This is a genomic window from Lacipirellula sp., from assembly GCF_965279485.1.
GTDB lineage: Bacteria > Planctomycetota > Planctomycetia > Pirellulales > Lacipirellulaceae > Lacipirellula.
In genome coordinates, this window is the sequence record NZ_CBDIIC010000001.1 from 359,590 (window position 1) to 384,777 (window position 25,188).

Consider the following 25,188-nt stretch of genomic DNA (forward strand, 5'->3'; position numbering starts at 1 on the left):
GGGCTGAGATGCTCAACCTACGCAAGCGCCAGCCCCTCAACCTCCAGCCGCACAATGACGCACTTAAACGCCGGCGTCTTGCTCGACGGATCGAGGTGCCGGCTCACTAGCACGTTCGCTTCGGGATAGTACATCGCCGCGTTGCCCGGTCGAATCTCTTCGAACGGATGCAACCGCACGTTGCGCAACGTGCCGGCAGGGCCATGCACCGCGACGGTCATTCCCTGGTGGACGCCGAGCCGGCGGATGTCGTCGGGATGGATCAGAATCACGTCGCGACGCTCGACGCCGCGGTACAGATCGTAGTCTTCGTAAACGACCGTGTTGAACTGCCCTTCGCTGCGAATGGTCATCAGCCGCAGTTCGCGCTCGCCCTGCCCTTGAATCTCCGGCAGGCGATGCGTGTGCAAGTTCGCGCGGCCGTTGTACGTTGGGAAGCTCGCTTGGTGGAACGTCCGACCGCCGACCTGGAACTCTTGTTTGTTCTTGTCGATTTCCGCAATCTGCTCGAACCCCGGCACGATCGCCGCAATCGCATCGCGGATCTGCCCCGTGTCTTGCATCGACTGCCAATTCACCGCGGTCAGCCCCGTCGGATCCCCTAGCCCCGGGCTCTGCCCGGGGGTCGCGTCGCCGTTGGAGTGAGCGCCGTTGCTGCCGTTGGCCGCCGCGCGCCGCCCATCCGCCACGCCGCTAGCAATCGACGCGATCACCTCGACCTCGCTCTTCGGCCCCGCATGCCGCGCCGGCCCGCCATCGCTCAACCGTACAAAATTAAACATCGACTCCTGCGTCGTCGCCTGCGGCTCTTCGTCGCGCGCGAGCACCGGCAAGATGATCGTTTCCTTGGCGAGGCCAAACGCATGCCCTGTATTCAGCGTCGTGCTCATGTAGACGAGCATGTCGAGCTTCTCGATCGCCTGCTGCGCGTAAGTCGAGTCGGGGTTCGAACCGTATAGATTGCCGCCGAGGCAGAGGCCAAACTTCAACTCGCCGTTGTCGGCGCCGTTCATGCAGGCCATCGTGTCGCGACCCTCGGTCGTTGGCAACTTGACGCCGAAGTGCGACTGCAGCCGATCGAACAGCACGTCCTTTAGCTTCGGCGTGACGCCGACCGAGCCGATGCCCTGCACGTTCGAATGCCCACGAATCGGCATCAATCCCGCGTTTGGCTTGCCAACCATGCCGCGCAGCAGGGCGAGATTGCCGATCGCTTGGACGTTCTCGACGCCGTGGACATGATGCGTGATGCCCATCGTCCAGCTGAAGACGGCGTTTTTCGACTTCGCATACCGCGCGGCGATCTCGTTGATCTGCTCGCGCGGAACGCCGCTCTTGGCGATGATCTCTTCCCAGGTGACGCTCGCCAGCCAGTCGCGCAGTTCGTCCCAGTTGTTGCAGTAATTTTCGAGGAATGGCAGGTCGTGCGCCCCCATCTCGACGATCTGCTTCGAGATGCCGGTGAGCAGCGCGAGGTCGCCGCCGATGTGGGGCTGCACATAGAGGCTGGCGATCTTCGTGCCGAACAGCATGCTCCGCACATCGCTCGGCACGCTGAAGTTGACGAGCCCCGTCTCGACGATTGGGTTGATGACGATCACCTCGCCGCCGCGTCGTCGCAGGGTCATCAGCGACCGCATGATCCGCGGGTGATTGCTCGCCGGGTTGCCGCCGATGACGAACACCATGTCCGACTTCTCAACGTCGTCGAGCGTGACGGTCGCCGTGCCGCTGCCGGTGACGCTGGTGAGGCCAACGCCGCTCGCCTGGTGGCAATAGAAGCTGCAGTTGTTGACGTTGTTCGTCCCATACAGCCGCGCGAACATCTGCAGCAGGAAGCCCGCCTCGTTGCTGCTGCGGCCGCTGAAGTACCAGAAGGTTTCATCGGGCGTCAGTTCGCGCAGCTTGCCGACGATCCGGTGGAAGGCATCCTCCCAGGAGATCGGTTGGAAGCGTTTCAGTGCGGGCGTGTACAGCACCGGCTGGGTGAGCCGGCCGCAGTTCTCAAGCTCGCGCGGCGAAAGGCCCCGCAGTTCGTCGGGGCCGTACTTCGCCCAGAAGTCGGGCGTAATCGCCCCCTGCATGTCGGCGACCATCGCCTGGAGCGACTTTTTGCAGACCTCCGGGAAGTGGCCCGCCTCGTTGACCATGCCGCCGCGCTGCCCCCCCATGCCAAGTGCACAGGTCTTGCAGGCGTTCTTGGTGCGCATCGCCTTCCAGAGCTGCCAGATGCCGCCCGCTTCGCGACCCTTCCGGAAGGTATAGAGAAGCGCTGGCCAACCGCCGCCGGTCTTAACTTTTCTCATCTCGCCGCTTCCGAGTGCTGCTCGTTGGATTGCCCCGCAAACTGCGCGATCCGCGCTGATTCGCAGGCCCTCGTTCATCGCCAACAGATAAGCGTCGGCAAGCCGCCGCTCGGGCCCGCTGGTCCGGGCTTCGTCGAGCAGATAGGCTATACCGTTTGCCATGCTCACGGGGGCGGTCGTTGGGAAACCAGCGAGATTTCAGCCGTGAGTCTCTGCCTTCAGCATACGCTGACCGCGATCTCCGCGACAGGCTGGGGCAGCATCCGAAGGGCGTTGTTTTTGGACATGTCGGCGCGTGAGAATCTGGGGAAGCGGCTCCGCCTCTGCGGATTGACGCTCACGCTTGCGCTGCTCGCCGTGCGTCCGGCGGTTGCGCAACTCACCGACGACGACTGGCCCTCCTTCCGCGGCGGCGGGTTGAACCAAACCGCCGCCAAGCTACCGCTCGACTGGTCGATTCGGCCGCCGAAGAACATCGCCTGGACCGCCGACCTGCCGGGCCGCGGCGTCTCGAGCCCGATCGTCGTCGCGGGGCGCGTGATCGTCACCTGCTCCGCCGGCGAGAAGGAACGCGAGCTCTTCGTGCTGGCATTCGACGCCGAGACGGGCCAAGAGCTGTGGCGCCGCGAGTTCGAGGCCCAGGGGAACGTCGTCATCAACGAGCTGACCGCCGTCGCCGCGAATACCCCGGCGACCGACGGCGAGCGGATCTACACGCTCTTCTCGTCGAACGATATGTTCGTCCTTGATCTCAACGGCAAGGATGTGTGGCAGAAGGACCTCACTGCCGCGCACGAGGGACTCGGCAACGACTTCGGCATGGCGAGCTCGCCGGTCGTCGTCGACGGCGTGGTGATCATCCAGTGCAACGGCGAGACGGCCGGCTTCGTCGCGGCATACGACGCGGCGACCGGCGAGCTCCGCTGGCAAGTCGATCGGCCGAACCAATCGAGCTGGACATCGCCCTACTTCATTGACGAGCCCGACGCCCGCGGCGTGGTGCTCCAAACGCCCAAGGCAGTCCAGCTGCTCAAGCCGGCCGACGGCCAGCCGGTGTGGAGCGTCGACATGGAGTGCGACACGATCTCCTCGTCGACGCCGTACGAAGGCCGCGTCTATGTGCCGGCCAAGTGGCTCTCGGCGGTGCAACTCGTCCCCACGGCGGAGCCTGCCGAGCCGGTGTGGGAAGCGAAGCGACTAAAGCCGACCTCGGCGAGCCCCGTCATTCGCGACGGCAAAATTTACGCGATCAACCGCGGCGGCGTGCTCAATTGCTTCGACCTCGAGACCGAAGAAATCGACTGGACGACGCGACTGAAAGGCTCCGTCTGGGCCACGCCGCTGCTGGGGCCCGAGCATCTCTATTGCTTCAATGCCAAGGGGGATGCGTTCGTGCTAGATTTGAAGGGCGAGATCATCGCGGAAATTAATATGGTCGAAGAGATCCTTGCGTCGCCCGCGGTTTCGGGCAACGCGATGTTCGTCCGCAGCCATAGCCATCTTTGGAAAATTGCTGAATGAGCGCCGCTCCCGATTCGATCGAAATGACGCCAGTCGCCGGTCCCGTGAACGGGTCGATCCGGCCGCCGGGGTCGAAGAGCATCACCAACCGCGCGCTGATTTGCGCGGCGTTGGCTGATCAAGCGTCGACGCTTACCGGGGCGCTTGAGAGCGAAGATACGCACGTAATGATCGCGGCGCTGCAGCAACTTGGCATCGCGGTCGAGGTGAGCGATCGGGGTCGCACGCTGCGAGTAGCGGGTTGCGGCGGGAAGATTCCTGCTAAGTCGGCGGAGCTGTTCATCGCCAACAGCGGCACCTCGATGCGGTTCCTCACGGCGATGGCGACCATCGGCCACGGCGCCTACAAGCTCGACGGCATCGCCCGCATGCGCGAGCGGCCGATCGGCGATCTCGTTTCCTCGCTGCGGCAACTGGGCGTGCAGATTGAGGCGCTCGGCGCCAACGACTGCCCGCCCGTCGCGGTGACGGCGAGCGGCCTGTCGGGCGGGGAAGCCTCGATTCGCGGCGACGTGTCGAGCCAGTTCCTTAGCGGACTGCTCATGGCTGCTCCCTACGCCCAGCAGCCGATCACGCTGAAGGTCTCCGGTACGCTCGTTTCGATCCCGTACGTCGACATGACGATCAAGGTGATGGAGTCGTTCGGGGCCGCTGCTACCGCGACGAGCGACTACGCCACGATCTCGGTCTCAAACGGGCAGCAATATCGCGGGATTGAGTACGCGATCGAGCCCGACGCCTCGGCCGCCAGCTACTTCTTCGCCTTAGCGGCGATCACCGGCGGGCGGGTCACGGTCGAGAATCTGAGCCGCGCGAGTTTGCAAGGAGACGTCGAGTTCTGCGATTGCCTCGCCCAGATGGGGGCCAGCGTCGAATACGGGCCAGACTCGATCACGGTCCAAGGCGGCAAACTTCACGGGATCGACGTCGATATGAACGGCATCAGCGACACGGTGCAGACCCTCTCGGTGGTCGCCTTGTTCGCCGACGGACCGACGCGGATGCGGAACGTGGCTCACATCCGCCATAAGGAGACCGACCGCATTGGCGCCACCGCTTGCGAACTGCGGAAGCTCGGCGCGACGGTCGACGAGACCGAGGAGGGACTCACCGTCCATCCCGGCAAGCTGCGAGGCGCGGCGATCGATACCTACAACGACCACCGCATGGCGATGAGCTTCGCGCTGGCCGGATTGCGGACCCCAGGGGTGGTAATCCGCAACCCGGGCTGCACGTCGAAAACGTACCCCGAGTTCTTCGAGGACTTGACGCGACTAATCCGCGGCGCGTAGGGCGTAGGCCAACAATCACTGCGGGCGGCCGCAATACGCGTGGGCATGGGAACAGTTTCGCAAACCATTCCGGAAGCGCATCTAATTCTCGCGGAAGCGCGAGTTAGATAGCACTGCGAGTGATCGTGCTCAGGCTGCTGCGGGTCGCGCTTTCGATCAATTGATCGGCGCGGGCGAGCAGCGATAGGCTCGATTCAGACGGAGGATAGGCTGCCGAACTTGGATCGCAGGCTTCGAACTTTGCCTTGCAGTGCTGACAAACTACGCGCTTCCCCAAATACTCCACGCGGATCTGCAGATTGCGACCGCAAGTCGGGCATTCCTGGACGTAGTATGTGGCAGCCATGGGCACCTATCTCCTGCTAGGGTCGGGGAAGCATCCACTTCCACCGCGGCGGTATTCAGGTTATCGCCGCTAAGGCGGCAATTCAATGCAATTTCCGATTAATTACTCGCAATAACCAGGTGAAGATCCGGATTTGTGGAAATCCGTAACTTCAAACAGTGCCGGAACTTACAACGCGGTGGGAAGCCGATTGGCCGGAAACTCAACCTGATCGGCAGCGAAGCGCCTCACTTCCCCCACGGTAGCGGGGCGCCATCCTTCGAGGCAGAGCCAGTGCAAGCGTCATGCCAATAAATTGGCGGCTTGCGATTTTCCCGACTCTCCCCGATCGTTTAACCCCAGCGGCTCGTCCTAAGTCTTGCGGAAATTAAGACTAAAGTTCTCCGCCGCTGCATTCAACACCTGCGAGGAGGAGGAGAAAGCCGACAGCGAGGTTCGCGGCAAGAGAACGGCATTTGACCAGCAAGTGTCGGATTTGATTCCAGCGCGAACTAAACTGCAGATGCTGGTGTTAGATGAACAGGCGAGTTTTGGCGAGCGCGTAGATCGTTCGCTGAAGCCTGCCGCCGACAGCGGTTCCGCGCGAGTTAGAGAATTTCTTCGCCGTTTGCGGCGAAGGGCGTTATGATGGCGGAAGCGTTCCGGGGGGAGCGCCGCTGGAACGGTCGCTTGGAGGCGGCTGTCGGTTGTGGGCTGCCGTCGCCAGGAAGTTCTGGTTTCATCACGGTTGGGGAGTAGCCTCTCATGGCCAACCGAGTGTTCGTATGCGCAGTGATCGTCATCTGGCTGGGCAGCATGTCCTGGCTCATGATCGACAAGGTCTTACCCTCGTTCCACGGGGGCGAGCCGCCGGTAGGCGCTGGCTTCGAGCCAAACGTCCCGGTGGCATGGCGCGTCTCCTGGGGCGACCGGGAAGTTGGCTACGCGGCCAGCGTTCGCAAACCGGGCGTGCTCGGGACCACCAATCTCGAGAACCGCGTCATTCTCAACGACGTTCCGCTTCTCGACTTGGTGCCGGCGCTCATGCGGCAAGTGGTCGGCGACATTGGCAGCATGAAGTTCGACGCCCGCACGACGCTTGAGTTCGATTCGCTCGATAACTTTTCGAAATTTGACAGTCGCGTCTCGCTCAACGAGGTAAGCAGCGTCCTGCACCTCGATGGCAAGGTGAACGGCGCTTTTCTTGATCTCACCGTCGAGTTCGGCAACGTCAGATACGAGCCGAAGGTTCCGATTGGCGACCAGTCGATGCTGAGCGAGGCGTTGTTCCCGGACGCAAAGCTTCCTCACCTGTACGTCGGTCGCAGTTGGACGGAAGAGATCTACAACCCGTTTCATGCGCCGAGCGCGCCTGTCGAGACCGTCGACGTCGAAGTCACCGGCATCGAAACACTGACGATGGACGGGGAAAACCACCGTGTGATGCGAGTCGAGTTCCACGGCCCGCCGGCGCCCGGCGTCCCAGAAGAAGCCCGCCTGCAGGCGATTGCTTGGGTGCGGCAATCGGATGGCGTCGTGCTGCGTCAGGACGTGATCATTACAAACTCAAAGCTGCGATTTGATCGTCTCTCCGATGAAGAGGCGCTGGTACGAGGCAATGAGTTGCTGTCGATGTCGGACTACGGGCGACGTCGGGGCCGGGGGCGGGGCCATGGGACGTACGGTCCAGGCCATAAAGGAGGCGAGCACCGCTACGATCCGAACCGAGGCCCAGGTCGTCACTGGGAACGCCCTGCGGAGTTGCCTCCTGCGAAGGCTGATGCTCAACTGTAAGCTGCATTCAGCATCTGGCCGAATCAAACTTCGCGGCCGCAGTTCCACTTCCTGACAGGCCGTCGCCGGAGAGGCTGACGGATCACCGGCTCATGCTCCGCTTCGACAACGTGACGCGCACCTACGGCGCACGCGTCGCGGTGGATTGCTTGAATCTGCATATCGATCATGGCGAGTTGTTCGCGCTGCTGGGGCACAACGGCGCCGGCAAAACGACGACGATCAAGATGCTCGTCGGCTTGCTACGCCCCACGAGCGGCGAGATCAGCGTCGGCCCCTACAACGTCGTCGACCATCCCCGCGAAGTGAGTCGGCTGATCGGGTACGTGCCCGATCTGCCGTTCTTGTACGACAAGCTCTCGGGCCGAGAGTTTCTGCGATTCGTCGCCGATATGTACGGGATGTCGGAATCCGCCGCCAATGAAGCGGTCACTCGCGAGGCCGATCGCTTCCAACTGAACGACTTCCTCGACCAACTTACCGAAAGCTACTCGCACGGGATGCGGCAGCGAACGGTCTTCGCTGCGGCGCTGCTCCATCAGCCCGAACTGCTGGTGGTCGACGAGCCGATGGTCGGCCTCGATCCGCATAGCATCCGGCTCGTGAAAGATCTGCTGAAGAGCTACGCCGAATCGGGCAAAGCGGTGCTGATGTCGACCCACACGCTCGAAGTGGCGGAAGCGATTTGCGACCGCGTCGGCGTGATGAAGAGCGGGAAAATCGTGTTCGAGGGGAACGTCGAACAAATGCGGCAACTCAACCCCGCGGCGGGGCAATCGCTTGAATCGCTCTACCTTGCGATGATGGACAACTAGCAGGTTCCGCACACGCAGATGACCGACCGGACGCCTCCCACCGACGCACAGTTAATCGAGCTGTGCAGCAAGCTGCCGTCGCATGATCGCGAGGGGCAGATCTTTTGGCGGTTACGGCTGCAGATGGGGCAGTCTCATTTGCGATATCTGCTAGCAAACGCTCGGTTGCGTACCGCCTTGGTCGTCGGGCTGAGCCTGTTCTTCTGGTTCGGCTTGTTCGCGCTCTTCTACAAGGGCTTCGATTTCGTCATCAAGTACGTTGAATCGCCGGGCTCGCGATATCACTCGGACACGATGTTGTTCGTCTTTCCGCTCTTCTTCCTGTCTCTGCAGGTGATGCTGATTTTTTCGTCGGGCATCATTCTGTACGGCGGGCTCTATCCGTCGCGCGAGACGGCGTTTCTGATGACGTTGCCAGTGCGTGACGAGCGGCTGGTGTTTTACCGCTTTCAAGAATCGCTCGTCTTCAGTAGCTGGGGATTCTTCCTGCTGGCGAGTCCGATGCTGCTCGCGTACGGCTTAGTGGCTAAGGCGCCTTGGTACTACTTCGCCTACCTGCTGCCGCTAATGGCGTCGTTCGCCTACATCCCCTGCACGATCGGCGCGATTTGCTGCTTGTTGCTGATCTACCGCCTGCCGAATCTCAGGCGTATTGCCGTCGGCGTGGCGGCGCTTGCCATTATCGTGGTGGCGTACCAGTCGATCTGGAATACGCTGGAGTTCTCCGAGACGGAGTTCCTCGGCAACTCTTGGTTCAAGGACACGCTCAAGCGATTCCGTTTCGCGCGCGGCGAGTGGCTGCCGAGCACTTGGCTTAGCAACGCGCTGATCGAAGCAGTGCGGCGGTCGCCCAACAATCCGCGCGATCTACCCTGGCTCGAAGCGGGCAAGTATCTCGTCGTGCTCGTCTCGAATGCTTTAGTGTTGCACCTGGCGTTTATGTGGCTGGGGAAGCGTTGCTACCGCGTGAGCTACTGGGAACTCCATTCGCGCCGTGCGAAAAAGCCGAAGTTGACGCTCGCCTGGATCGATCGAGTTGCGGCATTTCTACTACGGCCGTTTCCCGTCCAGACCAAGCTGCTGATCATGAAGGACTTGCGGCTGTTCCGCCGCGACCCGGTGCAATGGTCGCAGTTCCTGATTTTCTTCGGCCTGCTACTGCTTTACTTCGCGAATGTCGACCGCTTCCGCCAGCACAAGTCGGACATCAACGTGCTGACGTGGGTCAACATCGTCAGCTTCCTCAACCTCGCCGTCGTGGGGCTGATTCTGTCGACGTTCACGACGCGGTTCATCTATCCGTTGATTAGCCTCGAAGGTCGCCGCTTTTGGATCCTCAGTCGGTTGCCGGTTGAGCGTGATACGATTTTGTGGGGCAAGTTCTTGTTCGCGGCCTGCGGGTCGTGGCTGCCATGTGCGGCGCTTGTCGGCATCAGCGACGTGATGCTCGACGTTTCCTTTATGGTGGTGGCGGTCCATCAGTTGATTTGCCTGCTGCTTTGCCTCGGCTTGGCGGGCATGGCGGTCGGCTTTGGGGCGATGATGCCGAACTTCCGCGAGCAGTCGCCGTCGAAGATCGCGGCCGGGTTCGGGGGGACGCTGAACCTCGTGCTGAGCGCCCTCTACATCATGGCGGTGGTGCTGATGACCGCCCTCCCCTGCCATTTCTACCTGCTGGCTGGGAAGGCCGAGATGCCGCCCAAGCTGCTCCAGCCGCAGTACCTGCGGTTCTGGCTGATGCTGGGGATTTTGGCGTCGATGATTCTGGCGGCGATCGTCACGATCTTGCCGCTACGGGGCGGGCTGAAGGCGTTCCGGCGGCTGGAAGTCTGATCCTGGCTGGGCTTCTCTAGCCCCGGGCTCCGCCCGGGGGTCGGCATCCATTCTGGTAAACGTTGTCCCGCGTGACGCTACGCGACCCCCGGGCGGAGCCCGGGGCTAGCGGGAAGCGTTGGTTAACTCGGGATATTGCTCGCGGTTTAATGCTGGAGGGGTGCGAACGGCCGCATCAAACTAGGCGAGCCGCGCCGATCGCCCTATAATTCGACCACGAAACAAGTTAGCCCGCCGCCACCCGTTGCCCGCTATGTCTTCCGCCGCGCCGGATCCCGCCGCTCCCGCCACACGCATTGGGGCCGTCACGTACCTCAACACGGTTCCGCTCGTGCGCGGGCTGCAAGCCCAGCTGCCGACGGCGGAGCTTTCTTTCGATTACCCGAGCCGATTGGCCGATGAACTAGCGGAAGGCCGGCTCGACGTCGCGCTGGCGCCCTGCATTGAGGTCGCCCGCCATCCCGAGTGGTCGATCGTCTCCACCGCCTGTATCGGCTGCCGCGGACCGGTCCTCAGCGTGAAGGTGCTGTTCCGCCGCTCGCCCGCCGAGGTGCGGACACTGGCTCTCGACGAGGGTTCGCGGACGAGCGCGGTGCTCGCTCAGATCTTGCTCGCCGATCGATTTGGCACGCGCCCACGTCTGCAACTGCTGCCGCTCGCGTCGTCCCCGCTCGATTCCACGGCGGACGCGGTGCTGGTGATCGGCGACCGCGCTATTCGACCCGTTTCTGGCGATTTCTGCGAAGCGTGGGATCTCGGCGAAGAGTGGGTGCGCGAGACGGGCCTGCCGTTCGTCTTTGCCGTGTGGGCCGCTCGTCCCGGTATCGATGCCTCGGAACTTGAGCCAGCCTTCGATGCGGCCCGCGACCTCGGCCTGCGTGAACTCGAAACGATCGCCACCGAGCAAGCCACAGCGATGGACTTGCCGCGGCCGCTGGTGCTCCAATACCTACGCGACAACCTGAATTTCTATCTCGACGATTCCGCTCGCCGCGGCCTCGACCTCTACTTCCGGCGGGCCGGCGAGCTGGGACTCATTTCCGATCACTTCAAATTGCGATTCCATGATTGCCATGTTGAGCGTTAACGGCTTGCTCGAAAAAGCGGTTGCCGGCGAACGGCTGACTCCCGAGGAAGGGCTGCGCCTGCTCGAGTCTCATGACTTGGCTGCGCTCGGCCGCGCCGCGAACGAGGTGACGCTCCGCCTCCATCCGGAGAACTACCGTACCTACAACATCGATCGGAACATCAACTACACGAACGTCTGCACGGCAGTCTGCGACTTCTGCGCGTTCTATCGCAAGCCAAAGTCGCCCGAGGGGTACGTCCTCAGCCACGAAGAGATCTTCCAGAAGATCGAAGAGACCGTTGCGCTCGGCGGCGATCAGATCCTGCTGCAAGGGGGCCTGCACCCCGAGTACAAGATCGAGTGGTACGAAGAGATGCTGCGGGCGATCAAAGGCCGCTTCCCGCAGGTGAACATCCACGGCTTTAGCCCGCCGGAGATTTATCACTTCACCAAAGTTTCAAAGTTGCCGCTGCAGGAGATTTTGGAACGGCTGAAGGCGGCCGGCCTCGGCAGTTTGCCGGGCGGCGGCGCCGAGATCCTGGTCGATCGCGTGCGCTCGGCGATCACCCGCGGCAAGGTAATGACCGACGATTGGCTTAACGTCAGCCGCGTGTGGCATCAACTCGGCGGCCGTAGTTCAGCGACGATGATGTTCGGCCACGTCGAAACGCTGGCCGAGCGAATCGAGCATCTCGAACGGCTGCGCGAAGTGCAGGACGAGACGGGCGGCTTCACGGCATTCATTTGCTGGACCTTCCAGCCCGATCACACCGATATGGCCGATACGCCGCCGGCCGGTTCGTTCGAATACCTCAAGACGAACGCTGTGGCGCGGCTCTACCTCGACAACATCCAGAACATTCAGTCGAGTTGGGTCACTCAGGGGCAGAAGATGGGGCAACTCGCGCTCCTCTACGGCGCCAACGATATGGGTTCGTTGATGATCGAGGAGAACGTCGTCGCCGAGGCGGGAACAGTCCACCATCTCACGCTGCAGCAGATTCGAGATTCCATTTCCGAGCTGGGATATATCCCCCGGCAGCGGAATGTCCATTACCAGCTGATCGACCAGGAAGCGGAGGTCGAGTCGCTTCACCCGCACAGCCCCTCTAATCTGTACTCCTTGCCGATCGTAAACTGAATCGCTGCGGTCACTTGCGTCGACTTTTCCGGGGTGGGCTGATAAGCTTCAACGTAGATCAGGCGTTCCTGCCTGACGGCGATGCGTGGGGGCTGTCGTCCCCGCGCACACGCTGACTTTGTTGGCTTCGCGCCGGCGCCCGCAGCTCGTCAGACTTGAAGTCTGACCTACTCATGATCGAAGCCCGCAACCTCAGCAAGGTTTACGCCGATCTGCATCGCGGGGAGTTCGTTGCGCTCGATAGCCTGTCGTTCACGGCCAAGCCGGGCGAGGTCTACGGCCTGCTCGGTCCCAATGGCGCCGGCAAGACGACCGCCCTGCGGATCCTGAGCACCGTGCTGCAACCGACTGGCGGCACCGCAATCATTAACGGCTACGACGTCGTCACGCAGCCGGCGCTCGTGCGGGCTCATATCGGCTTTATGTCGGCCAATACGGCGGTCTACGACCGGATGACTGCTTGGGAAATGGTCGAGTATTTCGGCAAGCTCTACGGCCTCGAAGACGAACGCCTGCGGGAACGGATGGAGCTGTTGTTCGACCGCCTGCAAATGCAAGAAATTCGCGACCTGCTTGGCGCCAAGATGTCGACTGGCATGAAGCAGAAGGTGTCGATCGCCCGCGCCATCGTCCACGACCCGCCGGTGCTGATTTTCGACGAAGCGACCAATGGCCTCGACGTGCTCGTGGCTCGCTCGTTGCTCGAAGCGGTGGCCGAGCTGCGCGACCAAGGGAAGTGCATCGTCTTCTCGACGCACATCATGAGGGAGGTCGAGCGGCTCTGCGACCGCGTGGCAATCGTCCACCATGGCCGCCTGTTGGCCGAGGGCCGCATCGAGGAGCTGCGGGAACAACATTCGCAGCCTGATTTGGAAGATATTTTCTTTGACTTGATCCGCGCGAACGAACGCCGTTTAGCTGCCGGATCTTCAGTCGATTAACTCCGCCTTGCACGAAGCATGCAGTTCAAGAACGTCAAACTGATCTACCTCCGCGAGATGCGCGACCAATTGCGCGATCGCCGGACGTTGTTCTTGATCGCCGTGCTGCCGCTGTTGCTCTACCCGCTGCTGGGGACGAGCTTCTTCCAGCTGACGCAGTTTCTGCAAAAGGTGGAAGCCCGCGTGCTCGTCGTCGGCGCCCGGCAGCTGCGCGGCGCCGATTGGCTGCCGCCGCTGATCGACGGCGACCGCTTCGCGCTGCCGCTGTTCGATCAGCCCGACTGGCACGAGAAAATCGAGGTGCTCTCGCCGCGAGATTTTCCTGACCTGGCCAACGACCTGCGTAAGGGAAAAGAGCTGCCGACCGAGGGGAAAAAGGAGCAGCCGACTCCCGACGAAGTCGCGTTTGACGCCGCTGCCAAGGAGTTGCTTGATTCTGGGCGGGTCGAAGCGATCCTGGTCTTCCCCAACGGTTTTGAAGAGCGGCTCGTGGAAGTGAGGCGGGCGCTTGTCGAGCGGACCGCTGCGGCGGGCACGTCATTTCCGTCGCCGATCATTCTGTACAACTCGCCCGACGACAAATCGCAAGTGACCCAACTGCGCGTGTTGCAGCTGCTGCAGCGATGGCGCGGCGAGGTCACGGAGCAGAACCTCAGCGCGAGCAACGTGCCGGTCGAGGCGACAACGCCGTTCGAGCTGTATCCGCGCGACGTCGCCCAGGCTCAGCAGCGGCAAGCGGCCGTTTGGTCGAAAGTGCTGCCGTTCTTTGTGTTCATTTGGGCGCTTACCGGCGCCTTTTATCCCGCCGTCGACTTGTGCGCCGGCGAGAAGGAACGCGGCACGCTGGAGACCCTACTCACTAGCCCTGCCCTACGACGCGAGATCGTTTGGGGCAAGCTGCTCACAGTGATGACCTTCAGCGTCGTCACGGCGATACTCAACCTCGGCAGTTTGGGGCTCACCGGCAAGTTCGTGATCGACAATCTCACGAAGGCGGGCGCCTTCAATGCCATTGAGGCGATGTCGCTGCCGCCGCTGCCCTCGCTGTTGTGGTTGGCGGTGGCGCTCATCCCAATCTCGGCGCTGTTCAGTGCACTTTGCTTGGCATGTGCGGCGTTTGCGCGCAGCACGAAAGAGGGGCAGTACTACCTAATGCCGATCATGCTAGTGACGATGCCGCTGATGATGCTGCCAATGTCGCCGGGCGTTGAACTGAACCTTGGCAACAGCTTCGTCCCCGTCACGGGCATGGTGTTGCTGCTCCGCTCGGTGATTGAGGGGCAGTACGCGATGGCGTTCAAATTCGTCTGGCCCGTGCTCGGCGTCACGCTCATCTGCTGCTTACTAGCCATTCGCTGGGCCGAGGAGCAATTCAACCGCGAATCGGTGCTGTTCCGCGAGAGCGAACGCCTGGAACTCGGCCGCTGGCTGGTCCATTTGGTGCGAGACCGACAGGCGACGCCGAGCTTTGCTCAAGCCTCGCTCTGCGTGGCACTGATTCTGATCGTGCAATTTTTCGTCAGCCTGTCGGCCGCGGCGCCGGCTGAATTCACCTTCGCTTACCTAGCGAAGATGCTGATTGTCAGTCAGCTCGCTTGCGTCTTTGCACCGGCGATCCTGATGACGATCATGCTGACGCGCGAACCGGCGCAGACGTTGTTGCTGCAGCGCACGCCGCGCTGGGGGCATTTATTTGGCGTGGTTGCTCTGGCCCTGGCGCTCCATCCGGTCGTGGTGCGAGCCGCAGAGTATATCGGCAACCTCTACCCGATCCCCGAAGCGACCGTCCACGCCGCTCAGCAGATCGAAGGAGCGCTCAACAGCGTTCCAGACATGTGGGGCGTGCCCGGCTGGCTTATCGCACTCGCGCTGATGGCGCTTCTGCCGGCCGTTTGCGAAGAACTCGCGTTCCGCGGGTTCGTGCTCTCCGGCTTCCGGCACGTCGGTCACAAGTGGTGGGCAATCGTCCTATCGGCGGTGGCGTTTGGCTTCGTCCACACGTTCCTCCATCAGAAAATCTCGGCCACGATGATGGGCGTGATCATCGGCTACGTCGCCGTGCAAACCGAAAGCATCTGGCCCTGCATCTTGCTCCACACGGTGCATAATTCGTTGCAGTTGTCGGTGCACAAGGCGGCTCAGATCGCGACAGCGAACCCCGAATCGCCGCTCGCATTTTTGCTGAGCGGCGATGATCCGCTCATCTATCGCTGGCCGACTGTCGCCTTGTGTATAGCGATCGCGGCTGGCATCTTGTGGAATTTGCACGGCGTGCGGCATTCGCGAACGGCCGAAGAGCAATTGGAAGAAGCTCGCCAACAACAAGGGCGGCGCTCGGGCGTCCCCGCCTGACGACGGGTCGATCGAACGTGGCCGTAGTGAAAGGCTGTCGGGCGGAGAGCCCAACCTACGATGACGCAACAGACGCTACGAGCTCGCTGGGTGCTGCCGATCGAAGGGCCGCCACTCGAAAGCGGCTTCGTCACGCTGCGTGACGGCGTCATCGCCTCGGTCGGCGCGCGTGCGACGGAAGCGGGCGCCGTGACCGACCTTGGCGACGTGGTGCTCCTGCCGGCGCTGGTAAATGCGCACACCCATCTGGAATTCAGCGGCCTGGCCAAGCCGCTCGGCTCGCCGGGAATGAGTTTGCCGACGTGGATCCGCTCGGTGATCGCCGATCGTGGTCGCGGCGATCGAGATGCGGCTGCGGCGATTTCGGCCGGTCTTAAAGAGTCGCGCACCGCGGGCGTTGGCGCCATCGGCGAGATCGCCACTTCGCCAACGGCTTTGTACGAGGCGAACGACGACGGCACGCTCCTGCTCTTCCAAGAAGCGATTGGATTCTCGGCGGGCCGCGTCGACTCGGTCTTTGCCGAGATGGAACGCCGCGTTGAGCTCGCCGCCGCCGCGGCCGGGATCAGTCCGCACGCTCCCTACACCGTTCACCCGCGGCTGCTGGAACGGCTCGTCGACCTCGCCGTGGAACGCCGCCTGCCCGTCGCGATGCACTTGGCGGAATCGCGCGAGGAGTTGGAACTGCTGCGCGACGGCGCCGGCCCGTTCCAGGAATTGCTCGCCGACCGCAGCATGTGGGACGCATCGGCGATTCCGCGTGGCTCGCGCGTGCTCGACTATATGCGGCAGCTGAGCCGCGCCGAGCGTTCGCTGGTGATCCACGGCAATTACCTCGGTGCCGAGGAGATCGCGTTCGCCGCGAGCCAGCGCGAGCGGATGAGCGTCGTCTACTGCCCGCGGACTCACGCCTACTTTGGGCACGAACCCTATCCGTTGGCGGCGATGCTAGCCGCAGGCGTGCGCGTCGCGTTCGGCACCGATAGCCGGGCGTCGAATCCCGACTTAAATCTGCTGAGCGAAGTTCGCTTGGCGGCCGCGCATCATCTTGGCGTTTCCCCCGAGACGCTGATACGGATGGCGACGCTCGACGGCGCTGCGGCGCTGGGGCTTGAGGGCTTGCTCGGCAGCATCGCGATCGGCAAGGCGGGACGATTGATTGCCGTGCCTTGCGACGCAGCGGAACGCGATCCGTACGCCACGCTTTTAGGCGGCCACGCGCAGCCTATCGTCTTGTAGCCCCGGGCTCTGCCCGGGGCTAGGGAACGCACTACTCTCCTTTGGTGAGCGCCTTCGCGTACGCGGCCACGCCTTCGAGCAAACCAACCGGCGCGACCACTTCGCTTTGCAGTTGATTCTCGGTGAAGTTCACTGAAACTCCGAGCGGCGGAGTGGCGGGGAACGCGGGCGTTTTGGGTTCCGCATCGCCGACCCCGAAGGCCATCGTGGTGGCCGCGATGAACCGTTCTCCCCACGAGATGGCGCCCGTGGGGCTCACGAATGCCCTCCAGGGCGCCTGCGGATCGAGTAGCTCCGCCGTGACGCCAATCGAGGCATCCTCGGCGAGGCCCTGGGCGTCGCTGGCCGCAGCCTCCACCGCTTTGGCGACGGCGGCTTGCGGGGCGACCGCCATCAGCACCGTGTCGGCGTCGACGGCCACGGCGTACATGCGAACCTTTCCGTCGGCGCCAAACATTGCCTTCAACATCGGTTCGACCATGGCGACGTTCGGATCGGCGCCGGCCGCAACGACGTCGGCCACCGCCTCCAGCGCTGGCTTGTCGGCGATCGTCACGTCCTTCAGCTTGTATTCGAGGAGCAGATCATTCGTGGCCTTGGTCATCAACTCGTTATTGATTTCCATCGATTCGCGGAACTGCTGCAAGTAGGCATGCGAGTCCTCCACTTCACACGTGAAGTAGTAGTTGCTCAAGACGCCGTCAGCCTTCTGGCCTTCGTACAAGACGAATCCAATCGACTTCAGCCCCTTCCACATCAGACGGTACGACTTTTCGAGCTGCTGCCAATCCCCCTCTTCGAAGCCGGTGTAACCGCGGCCTTGCGGAAGGTTCTGGAGGAGCTGTCGCGAGAGCGCGGCAAGGCGGTTGCCGTAACCCGCGGGGATGGGGCCGCCGCCGCCGATGACGTAGGGCGCCGCTGCGAAGCCGCTGAGCGGCGACTGCTCGGCCGGCTCGGAGGAGGGCAATTTCGATTCGCCATCCTTCGCCGTGAAGATGACTCGCTTGGCCAGGCGGACGTTGGTCGCGTCGTCGATCGTCAGGCCGACAGCGCCGGCTTTCACTTCGGCGCCCAGGAACTCCAGCGCCTTGTCGGCGAGTTCGATGTTGCGCCGCATGCCGTTCATCATTTCGCTAAGCGCCGGATCGGCGAAGTTGGCTTCCATCTGCTGGCGGAAATCGGAAGCGCTGCGGCGGCTCAGGGCGATCAGGCGTTCGACGCCCGAGCGGGTGAGGCCCGCCGAGACGTCGGTCGTCGCAAGCCACGATTCGAGGGGCGCCAATTCGGGGGTCGGAGCGGGTGCGGCCGCGAGGATCTTTTCGAGATCCTCGCGGTGTTCGACGTTCATGATCGCCGCGAAATCGCCGCGCTTGGCGAGCAGCACCTCTTCGCCGGCGAGCGTCACGCGGCAGATTTCGCCGGTGGCGTCGCCGCCGATCGATTCCGCGAGCGCGGCGTAGTCGCTCACGGGTAGTAGCAACAGCGGGCGCGGCGGCAGCGGGGCGTCGTCGCCCGGCATCAGGGCGAGGAGTGCGTCGCCCGATTCGTTGAGGCCGGGGCCGATGCCGGTAACTCCCTGCGCGATCGCCAGCGGCGGCGGGACCGGGCCGGGGGTGAGTTCCTTGAAGATTGCGGTGACGCGTTCGATCTTCGCGCTCGTTGCCGCGAGGTCGTGAATCGCCACGAACCCGGTCGCATCGGCCGGAAGTTGGTCGAGAATGCCGGCGGCCCTCGCCGTTTGGCTCGCGAGCAGGCACGCGGATAAGAGGGCAATGGTACGAAGAGGCGCGAGTTGCATACGGTTGTTCCGTTTGGATTGTGTGAGCGCTGACAAGCTCGTTGGAGAATGAAGTTCGCTGCGGCGCGTTGCTTCTTGCCGAATCGATCTGGCCAGGGCCGGCTGGCATTATCGACGGCCCGTCCGCGGGGAGCAAGCCGAGGCGGGCCGTGAGGAACTTACGCTTCGTCGGCAATCGGCGGCAGCCGGCCGTCGGCGATGCTGTAGATGAACGACCAGTGGCACGCGAGGCCGATGAGGACCGCGATGTGGAAGACTTCGTGCGAGCGGATGGCGCCGGGCCAGATTTCGGGCCATTTCATATGATCGAGGAGCGCCCCGATCGAATAGGCGATGCCGCCCCACAGAATTGGAGCGACGAAGGTAAAGCCGAAGCGGCGGCAGAGGGCTCCGCCTGAGGCGAGTCCGATCCAGCCCATGCCGAGGTAGAGCGACAGGCCGAGCCACTCGGGCATCGTGTAAAAGTAGATCGATTTGCAGATGATCGCGACGACCGCAAATCCCCAGATCGCCAGCAGCGATCCCCAGCGACCAATGCCGCGGAAGAGAATGACGTGGACTGGCGTGAAGGTGCAAGCGATCAGCGTGAAGATGGCGGCGTGGTCGAGCACTCGCATCACTTCGCGAGGCTTGCCCTTCGGATCGAGCAGATGGTACGTGCCGCTGACCGAGAGTAACAGCACGGCGCCGAAGATGAAGACGCCGAGGCTGATCATTCGTGGCACGTTGCCGGCGCCGCGGCGAATTAGGAAGAAGCCGAGGGCCAGGAAGATTACTGCGCCGAGCAGATGACTGAGGCTGGAGACGGGGTCGGCGAATCCTGGGATGGGGGTGAGCGGCATGCTGGCTTCACGAAATAGCCCCCGGTTTGAAGAACCGGGGGCTAAAGGATTGCGTTCTAAAACGACACGCCGATCGGTTATTTGCCGAGGACGCGTTTCGCTTCGGCGACGACGCCGGCGGTGGTGATGCCGAACTTTTCGTACACCGTTTGAGCCGGGGCCGAGGCGCCGAAGCTGCTCATGCCGATGAACCCGCCGCCGAAGCCGAGGTACTTGTCCCATGGCTGGCGGATGCCGGCTTCCACGGCGACGCGAGCCGTCACCGACGCCGGCAGCACTTGTTCACGGTAGGAGGCGTCTTGCATCTCGAACAGTTCCATTGACGGCATGCTCACCACGCGAGCGGCGACGCCCTCCTTAGTGAGTTGTTCATACGCATCGCAGGCCAACGACAACTCGCTGCCGGTGGCAATGAGGATTACCTGCGGCTTGCCGTTCGCGGCGTCGATGAGCGTGTACCCACCCCGTTCGACGCCCTCGGCCGAAGCATACTTCGTGCGGTCGAGCGTCGGCATGTTTTGGCGGGTGAGGATCATCGCCGTAGGGCGGTGCTTCTGCTTGAGGGCAGCACGGTAGGCGTAGATCGCTTCGTTCCCATCGCCGGGGCGAAGGACGATGAGGCCCGGGATCGCGCGGGCGGCGGCCAAGTGCTCAACCGGTTGATGAGTCGGGCCGTCTTCGCCGACGCCGATTGAATCGTGCGTGAAGACGAACAGCGACGGAATGTTCATGATCGACGCGAGCCGCATCGACGGACGGAGGTAGTCGCTGAAGACGAAGAAGGTGGCGCCATAGGCCCGCAGGCCGCTGAGCGTCATGCCGTTCACGGCGGCGGCCATGCCATGCTCGCGGATGCCAAAATGAAAATTCCGGCCGGCGTAGGTATCGGCGGTGAACGTGCCGGCGCCGTCGAACGTGAGCAGCGTCTTGGTCGATGGGGCCAAGTCGGCCGAACCGCCGAGCATCCACGGAATTCGCTCGGCGTACATGTTGAGCGCCTTGCCGCCCGAGATGCGGGTGGCCAATCCCTTGGGATCGGCCGGGAACTCGGTGACCGGGGCGTCCCAGCCGGCGGGGAGCTCACGGCGTTCGAGCGTTTCGATCTCGCTGGCCTGCTGCGGATGAGACTGCTTGTACTTGGCGAAGAGGGCTTCCCACGCCTCGCGAGCCGCGCGGCCGCGGGCGCCGAGCGTTTCGGCAAAGTGCTTGGTCGCTTCCTTCGGCACGAGGAACGCTTCGTCGGGCCAACCGTAGGCGGCCTTCGTGGCGCGAATCTCGTCGGCGCCGAGCGGTTCGCCATGAGCGGCCGAGGTGTTGGCCTTTTTCGGGGCGCCGTAGCCGATGATGCTGTGGACGACAATTAGCGTTGGACTCTCGACGTTATCGAGGAACGACTGGTAGGCGTCGGCCAGGGCGTTGAGGTCGTTGGCGTCTTCGATCTCGACGACATGCCAACCGAGGGCGCGGAATCGCTCGGGGACGTTCTCGCTGAAGGCGAGATTCGTGCGGCCTTCGATCGTGATGTTGTTGTCGTCGTAGATCCAGCAGAGGTTCGAGAGCTTCAAGTGGCCGGCGATTGACGCGGCCTCTTGCGAGATCCCTTCCATCAGATCGCCGTCGCTGCACTGGGCGTAGACGTTGTAGTCGAACAGCTTGAAGCCGGGGCGGTTGTAGCGGGCTGCGAGCCAGCGCTCGGCGATCGCGAAGCCGACGCTGTTGGCGACGCCCTGACCGAGCGGGCCGGTGGTCGTTTCGACGCCGGTAGTGTGCTCGTACTCGGGGTGACCGGGCGTGCGGCTATGCCACTGGCGGAAGCTTTTTAGGTCGTCGAGCGTGACGGAGAGGCCCGACTCGATCTTGCCGTTGGCGTCGACCTTCTTCACACCTGCGAGGTGCAGCAGCGAGTAGATGAGCATCGAGGCGTGGCCGCACGACAGGATGTAGCGGTCGCGATTCGGCCACAGCGGCGAGCTGGGGTCGTAGTTGAGCGTGTTGGCCCACAACTCGTAAGCGACCGGCGCTAGGGCCATCGGCGTGCCGGGATGGCCGGAGTTGGCCTTCTCGACGCCGTCCATCGCCAGCGTGCGGATCGTGTTGATCGTCAGTTCGGTAACGTTGCTCGAAGTCGTGGCCATGCAGAATTTTCCGCAGAGAAAGTAGTCGTTGGCGTGGTCGCCATGATTTGCGCAAACCGCAAATATAGGGAACGCATTTGCGAGGTGTCAAACCGTCGAGCTCGTTAAGTGCAAATGGACTGGGGGGTTACGCATTTTCTCAAGTTGCGGTGCTGGTTTGGTGGGTTGAATTCTTAACCGCCAAGGACGCCAAGAGCGCCAAGGGAATGCGGGGAGTTTTTGGCCACGAAACACACGGAATGACACGAAAATGCGCACCGCTGATTGACGCTGATGTTCGCTAATAAGAATTCGAGTTCATTAGCGGTCGATTAGCGTTCATCAGCGGTTCACGGGCTTTCTTTAATCCACAACTGCTTTGGTGTCCTTCGTGTGTTTCGTTGTTGAACGCCTTTCTTCTGCGCGCTACGAGCGGTTGCGCTCGATTCGGCGAGTAGGCAGTGTGTCGATTCTGTCGCGGCATTTTGTCGCGAGACGCGTTTTTGGCGACAGAATTCCAAGTCGTTGCCTGCGTTGAAGTTGCTGCGTCGCGGCGGGTGATTGGTCGGTGACAAAATGGATTCGAGCTCGCGAGCGGCTCGTCAAGGGAACAGGAACTGCGCAGCGAACCCTACGCCATGTAGAGCGTGAGTCCTCCTGGAGTACTAAATATCCATTCGTACACTATCAAATTAGGTGGCCGATTTCTAGATGCAATCGCTGATGCTGCGAGCTAATCGGCGAGGCTCAGCAGTAGACCCGCTGGCCGGTGGCGCAGCTTTGGCGGGCGAGCGCCGCGATGGCGAGGGCGCGGTGGGCGTCTTCGAGGCTCGCCGTCTTTAGGACCAGGCTTTCGACCGCGCGGTGGAAGTGCATCAGCAGTTGCTCGCCGACGGGGCGTTCGTGGTCGAGCGTTTCGAGATGTTGGCCGGCGCTGTCGAACCAGGCGACCGTGTTCGGCAGGTCGACAAACGCCAGGCCGTTGTCGCAGACGACCTTCAGATCGGCCGGGCGGCGGTAGGCGAGCGACTCTTCGCACGACTTCGGCACGTACTGGCCGCAGGCGATCATCGCCATGGCGCCCTTCCCTTCGGCGGTCGGGTCGGCGAAGTCGAGGCTCAGCGAGAAGTAGTCGGCGAAGCCCTCGCCGCGGGGATTGTGCGAGATGGCCACGAGCGAGCTTGGCTCGGCGTCGACAACATAGCGGCACCAGTCGATCAGTTCCACCAGATCGAGTTCGCAGCGGGTGCCATGTTCGCCGGCGGCTTCCATCGTGCGGCGGCGATTGCAGAACAAGATCCGCGGCGTGCCGAGCCGGGTGGCGATCAGTTCCTTGAGCCGCAGCGTCGCGGGCGAGAGCCGGCAGGGGAACTCGGCCATGAAGGCGATGCCCGACTCGCGAACGCGGTCCCGCAGGACCATCGCTTCGTCGTCTTTGAGCTCCAGAGCGGCGGCGCAGTAGATCGCTTTGCCCTCTTCGCAAGCAGCGTAAATCGGCAGCGGGCCGAACCACTGGGGCGAGAGGAGCAGGACGGCGTCGACGTCGCTGCGGGCCGTGAGGGCTCGGTAGCCGTCGTGGACGGCGGCGTTGAGCTGGCGAGCGGCCAACGCGGCCCGATGCTGCACTGGATCGCAGACGGCGGTGATCTCGAAGCGATCGGAGAGCGCCCGCAACGCGGGGAGGTGCCGAGTTTCCCACAGTGGCCCAATGCCGACGACGCCGACCCTGATTCTCATAATCTTGGCGCGCTGTGCGTGAAGGCTACCGTGGAACTACGGAATGGAAAGCCACTGAAGTATACCGGGCGCTTGGCAGTCGTCCCAGTCTGCCGTGGCTGGGCGGGTGATTCAGGGCGGAGGGCGGGATTCCGTAGCGGTTTAATCGGAACAATCGGTGGGTTGGACTAGCCCCGGGCTCCGCCCGGGGGTCGCGTTGCGTTGGGCGACGCCGTTGTGAGATGGAGACTCACCCCCTGGCGGAGCCAGGGGCTAGAGGATCACTCGCCATCGATGCGGGCGAGCATGTTGGCCAGCAAGTCCATCGGCAGGCCCACGACGTTGGATTCAGTTCCACTGACCAGGTGGAGCCAACCGGCGCGGTCTTGGTAGCCGAACGCTCCGGATTTTCCCTCCCAGAGGCCGCTGGCGAGGTATTCGTCGAGTTGCTCGTCGGTGATCTGATCCATGCGGAGTTCCGAAGTTGCCAGTTGGACGTCGGGCTGGCCGGCGTCGCCGGTCGCCCCGGGCCGCCAGACGGAAATGCCGCTGTAGACGCGGTGGAGCGTGCCGCGGAGTCGCTCGAGCATATCGCGGGCGTGGGCTTCGTCGACCGGTTTGCCGAGGACCATGCCGCCGCACTCGGCCACGGTGTCGCAGGCGACGATGACGCACTGATCGTCGAGTTGCCCAAGTTCCTTCAGCTGGGCGACGACGTTGATCGCCTTGCTGAGGGCGAGTTCGACGACGAGCGCCGCGGGGCCGCCGGTCGAGCAGATGCCGCACTCGACCGATTCGTGCGGGGGGAGGATTTCGAACTGGTAGCCGGCGTCGGCCATCAATTGGCGACGGCGGGGGGAGCTGCTGGCGAGGATGAGGCGGCGGGTGGGCATGCGTTTGAAGTACCGGGAATCTCTCAGGGATGGGTGGCCCCCAGGATACCTTCTCGATTGGTTGATATGCAGAAGATTTAACCGCCAAGGACGCCAAGAGCGCCAAGGGGAAAAGAAATGCTTTTTTGCCACGAAATACACGAAGCACACTAAAGAGAAGCACACTAAAGAAGCGAGGGATAAGCCAATCAACTCACCGCTGATAAACGCTGATCAGACGCTCATAAATTAAAAATCCTATCAGCGAACATCAGCGTCAATCAGCGGTGCGTATTTTCGTGTCATTTCGTGTGTTTCGTGGTTAAAAACTCCCCGCATTTCCTTGGCGCTCTTGGCGGTTCAAATTTCGGCATTAAGCACGATTGGCCAAGCCGAGTGATTAGTGGGCGTCACGCGGTTCGTGGTATGGTAGGTGATTCTTCACTGTTCAAGTTTCACCGCTGTTGATCTATGTCTGCCCGGAACGATTCGCTGCAAGTTATCTACGAGGACAATCACCTCCTGGCGGTGAGTAAGACGGCTGAGTTGCCGACGATGGGGGTGGCTGAGGATCGTGAGAGCTTGCTCACGGTGGCGAAGGAGTACATCGCCGAGAAATACGACAAGCCGGGGAATGTGTACCTTGGGATTGTGAGCCGGCTCGATGCGCCGGTGACCGGGCTTGTGTTGCTCGCACGGACGTCGAAAGCGGCGGCGCGGTTGAGCGAGGCGTTTCGCACGCGGCAGGTGCGCAAGATTTATCTGGCTGTCGTGGCGGGCCGGCCGCCCGAAGACGCGGGCGTGCTCGAGCATTACTTGCGGAAGGACGAACGGCATCGCAAGGTGCATGTGACGCACGCGGGAGCCGAGGGGGCGCAGCAGGCGCGGCTGAGCTACCAGTTGCTCGGCTCCGCGGGCGGGTTGTCGCTGCTGGAGATCGAGCTCGACACGGGACGGAAGCATCAGATTCGCGTGCAGCTCGCGAAAATTGGCTGTTCGATTGTCGGCGACCGGAAGTATGGCGGGAGCGAAGATTTTTCGCCGGGGATTGCCCTCCATTCGTATCGCGCGGAGTTTGAGCATCCGGTACGGCGCGAGCCGATGGAGCTGAAGGCGCGGTTGCCGAAGTCGTGGGCGCGGCATGGCGGGGTGAGCCGGTTGCCGCTGCCGAACTAGCCCCGAGCTAGCCCCGGGCTTTGCCCGGGGGTCGGCTACCAT

The 25,188-nt window shown here is 62.7% G+C and carries 18 protein-coding genes; 11 read left to right on the forward strand and 7 right to left on the reverse strand.

Translation table 11 applies throughout. The annotated features are described in order from the left end of the window. Positions 1–17 precede the first annotated feature (17 nt). Positions 18–2,306, reverse strand: coding sequence for a molybdopterin-dependent oxidoreductase (locus ACQY7R_RS01505; protein ID WP_428303833.1), 2,289 nt, complete (start codon positions 2,304–2,306; stop codon positions 18–20). 204 nt (positions 2,307–2,510) lie between these two features. Between ACQY7R_RS01505 and ACQY7R_RS01510 the strand changes: the two genes are divergently transcribed. Both ACQY7R_RS01510 and aroA read left to right on the forward strand, forming a co-directional pair. Then, on the forward strand, positions 2,511–3,827 hold the full coding sequence (locus tag ACQY7R_RS01510) for a PQQ-binding-like beta-propeller repeat protein (RefSeq protein WP_428303834.1): 1,317 nt from the start codon (positions 2,511–2,513) through the stop codon (positions 3,825–3,827). Then, positions 3,824–5,119 carry a 3-phosphoshikimate 1-carboxyvinyltransferase gene (aroA, locus tag ACQY7R_RS01515; RefSeq protein WP_428303835.1) on the forward strand — a complete coding sequence of 432 codons (1,296 nt, stop codon included), beginning with the start codon at positions 3,824–3,826 and terminating at the stop codon, positions 5,117–5,119. Before ACQY7R_RS01510 ends, aroA begins: the two co-directional genes overlap by 4 nt. Positions 5,120–5,222: 103 nt before the next feature. Here the strand turns inward: aroA and ACQY7R_RS01520 are convergent, their stop codons facing one another. Then, positions 5,223–5,465 (reverse strand): response regulator, encoded by a 243-nt coding sequence (locus ACQY7R_RS01520; protein ID WP_428303836.1) that lies wholly within the window; start codon positions 5,463–5,465, stop codon positions 5,223–5,225. Between the two features lie 744 nt (positions 5,466–6,209). Between ACQY7R_RS01520 and ACQY7R_RS01525 the strand changes: the two genes are divergently transcribed. The 8 genes from ACQY7R_RS01525 to ACQY7R_RS01560 all read left to right on the forward strand — a co-directional run bounded on the left by ACQY7R_RS01525 (position 6,210) and on the right by ACQY7R_RS01560 (position 16,628). Then, the gene (locus ACQY7R_RS01525; RefSeq protein WP_428303837.1) at positions 6,210–7,238 is read left to right on the forward strand and encodes a hypothetical protein; all 1,029 of its coding nucleotides are present in this window, start codon (positions 6,210–6,212) and stop codon (positions 7,236–7,238) included. A 92-nt stretch (positions 7,239–7,330) separates the two neighbouring features. Next, complete coding sequence (locus ACQY7R_RS01530) at positions 7,331–8,053, forward strand: ABC transporter ATP-binding protein (RefSeq protein ID WP_428303838.1); 723 nt, start codon at positions 7,331–7,333, stop codon at positions 8,051–8,053. Positions 8,054–8,071: 18 nt separating this feature from the next. Further along, entirely contained in the window at positions 8,072–9,886 is a 1,815-nt protein-coding gene (locus ACQY7R_RS01535; protein WP_428303839.1) for a putative ABC transporter permease subunit, read from the forward strand. A gap of 253 nt (positions 9,887–10,139) precedes the next feature. Then, positions 10,140–10,973, forward strand: coding sequence for a menaquinone biosynthetic enzyme MqnA/MqnD family protein (locus ACQY7R_RS01540; protein ID WP_428303840.1), 834 nt, complete (start codon positions 10,140–10,142; stop codon positions 10,971–10,973). Then, positions 10,951–12,096 (forward strand): cyclic dehypoxanthinyl futalosine synthase, encoded by a 1,146-nt coding sequence (mqnC, locus tag ACQY7R_RS01545; protein WP_428303841.1) that lies wholly within the window; start codon positions 10,951–10,953, stop codon positions 12,094–12,096. Before ACQY7R_RS01540 ends, mqnC begins: the two co-directional genes overlap by 23 nt. 173 nt (positions 12,097–12,269) lie before the next feature. Then, a complete protein-coding gene (locus ACQY7R_RS01550; RefSeq protein WP_428303842.1) occupies positions 12,270–13,037 on the forward strand; it encodes an ABC transporter ATP-binding protein in 768 nt (255 codons plus the stop codon). A gap of 18 nt (positions 13,038–13,055) precedes the next feature. Beyond that, on the forward strand, positions 13,056–15,389 hold the full coding sequence (locus ACQY7R_RS01555; RefSeq protein ID WP_428303843.1) for an ABC transporter permease subunit/CPBP intramembrane protease: 2,334 nt from the start codon (positions 13,056–13,058) through the stop codon (positions 15,387–15,389). Positions 15,390–15,449: 60 nt separating this feature from the next. Next, positions 15,450–16,628 carry an amidohydrolase family protein gene (locus ACQY7R_RS01560; protein WP_428303844.1) on the forward strand — a complete coding sequence of 393 codons (1,179 nt, stop codon included), beginning with the start codon at positions 15,450–15,452 and terminating at the stop codon, positions 16,626–16,628. A gap of 31 nt (positions 16,629–16,659) precedes the next feature. Here ACQY7R_RS01560 and ACQY7R_RS01565 read toward each other — a convergent pair whose 3' ends face one another. From ACQY7R_RS01565 to ACQY7R_RS01585, 5 genes are all read right to left on the reverse strand, one after another. Then, a complete protein-coding gene (locus tag ACQY7R_RS01565) occupies positions 16,660–18,426 on the reverse strand; it encodes a hypothetical protein (RefSeq protein ID WP_428303845.1) in 1,767 nt (588 codons plus the stop codon). A gap of 158 nt (positions 18,427–18,584) precedes the next feature. Next, positions 18,585–19,268 carry a PAQR family membrane homeostasis protein TrhA gene (gene trhA, locus ACQY7R_RS01570; protein WP_428303846.1) on the reverse strand — a complete coding sequence of 228 codons (684 nt, stop codon included), beginning with the start codon at positions 19,266–19,268 and terminating at the stop codon, positions 18,585–18,587. A gap of 77 nt (positions 19,269–19,345) precedes the next feature. Continuing rightward, the gene (tkt, locus tag ACQY7R_RS01575) at positions 19,346–21,403 is read right to left on the reverse strand and encodes a transketolase (protein ID WP_428303847.1); all 2,058 of its coding nucleotides are present in this window, start codon (positions 21,401–21,403) and stop codon (positions 19,346–19,348) included. Positions 21,404–22,129: 726 nt separating this feature from the next. Next, entirely contained in the window at positions 22,130–23,119 is a 990-nt protein-coding gene (locus tag ACQY7R_RS01580; RefSeq protein ID WP_152099234.1) for a Gfo/Idh/MocA family protein, read from the reverse strand. 260 nt (positions 23,120–23,379) lie between these two features. Then, the gene (locus tag ACQY7R_RS01585; RefSeq protein WP_428303848.1) at positions 23,380–23,991 is read right to left on the reverse strand and encodes a Maf family protein; all 612 of its coding nucleotides are present in this window, start codon (positions 23,989–23,991) and stop codon (positions 23,380–23,382) included. Positions 23,992–24,441: 450 nt separating this feature from the next. On the opposite strand from ACQY7R_RS01585, the gene ACQY7R_RS01590 reads away from it, so the two are divergent. Further along, on the forward strand, positions 24,442–25,146 hold the full coding sequence (locus tag ACQY7R_RS01590) for an RluA family pseudouridine synthase (RefSeq protein ID WP_428303849.1): 705 nt from the start codon (positions 24,442–24,444) through the stop codon (positions 25,144–25,146). Positions 25,147–25,188: the final 42 nt, after the last annotated feature.

Coding starts and splice junctions, on each gene's coding strand:
- ACQY7R_RS01505 (WP_428303833.1), bottom strand. CDS start 2,306: ATGAGAAAAGTTAAGACCGGCGGCGGTTGGCCAGCGCTTCTCTATACC.
- aroA (WP_428303835.1), top strand. CDS start 3,824: ATGAGCGCCGCTCCCGATTCGATCGAAATGACGCCAGTCGCCGGTCCC.
- ACQY7R_RS01520 (WP_428303836.1), bottom strand. CDS start 5,465: ATGGCTGCCACATACTACGTCCAGGAATGCCCGACTTGCGGTCGCAAT.
- ACQY7R_RS01525 (WP_428303837.1), top strand. CDS start 6,210: ATGGCCAACCGAGTGTTCGTATGCGCAGTGATCGTCATCTGGCTGGGC.
- ACQY7R_RS01530 (WP_428303838.1), top strand. CDS start 7,331: ATGCTCCGCTTCGACAACGTGACGCGCACCTACGGCGCACGCGTCGCG.
- ACQY7R_RS01535 (WP_428303839.1), top strand. CDS start 8,072: ATGACCGACCGGACGCCTCCCACCGACGCACAGTTAATCGAGCTGTGC.
- ACQY7R_RS01540 (WP_428303840.1), top strand. CDS start 10,140: ATGTCTTCCGCCGCGCCGGATCCCGCCGCTCCCGCCACACGCATTGGG.
- mqnC (WP_428303841.1), top strand. CDS start 10,951: ATGATTGCCATGTTGAGCGTTAACGGCTTGCTCGAAAAAGCGGTTGCC.
- ACQY7R_RS01550 (WP_428303842.1), top strand. CDS start 12,270: ATGATCGAAGCCCGCAACCTCAGCAAGGTTTACGCCGATCTGCATCGC.
- ACQY7R_RS01555 (WP_428303843.1), top strand. CDS start 13,056: ATGCAGTTCAAGAACGTCAAACTGATCTACCTCCGCGAGATGCGCGAC.
- ACQY7R_RS01560 (WP_428303844.1), top strand. CDS start 15,450: ATGACGCAACAGACGCTACGAGCTCGCTGGGTGCTGCCGATCGAAGGG.
- ACQY7R_RS01565 (WP_428303845.1), bottom strand. CDS start 18,426: ATGCAACTCGCGCCTCTTCGTACCATTGCCCTCTTATCCGCGTGCCTG.
- trhA (WP_428303846.1), bottom strand. CDS start 19,268: ATGCCGCTCACCCCCATCCCAGGATTCGCCGACCCCGTCTCCAGCCTC.
- tkt (WP_428303847.1), bottom strand. CDS start 21,403: ATGGCCACGACTTCGAGCAACGTTACCGAACTGACGATCAACACGATC.
- ACQY7R_RS01580 (WP_152099234.1), bottom strand. CDS start 23,119: ATGAGAATCAGGGTCGGCGTCGTCGGCATTGGGCCACTGTGGGAAACT.
- ACQY7R_RS01585 (WP_428303848.1), bottom strand. CDS start 23,991: ATGCCCACCCGCCGCCTCATCCTCGCCAGCAGCTCCCCCCGCCGTCGC.
- ACQY7R_RS01590 (WP_428303849.1), top strand. CDS start 24,442: ATGTCTGCCCGGAACGATTCGCTGCAAGTTATCTACGAGGACAATCAC.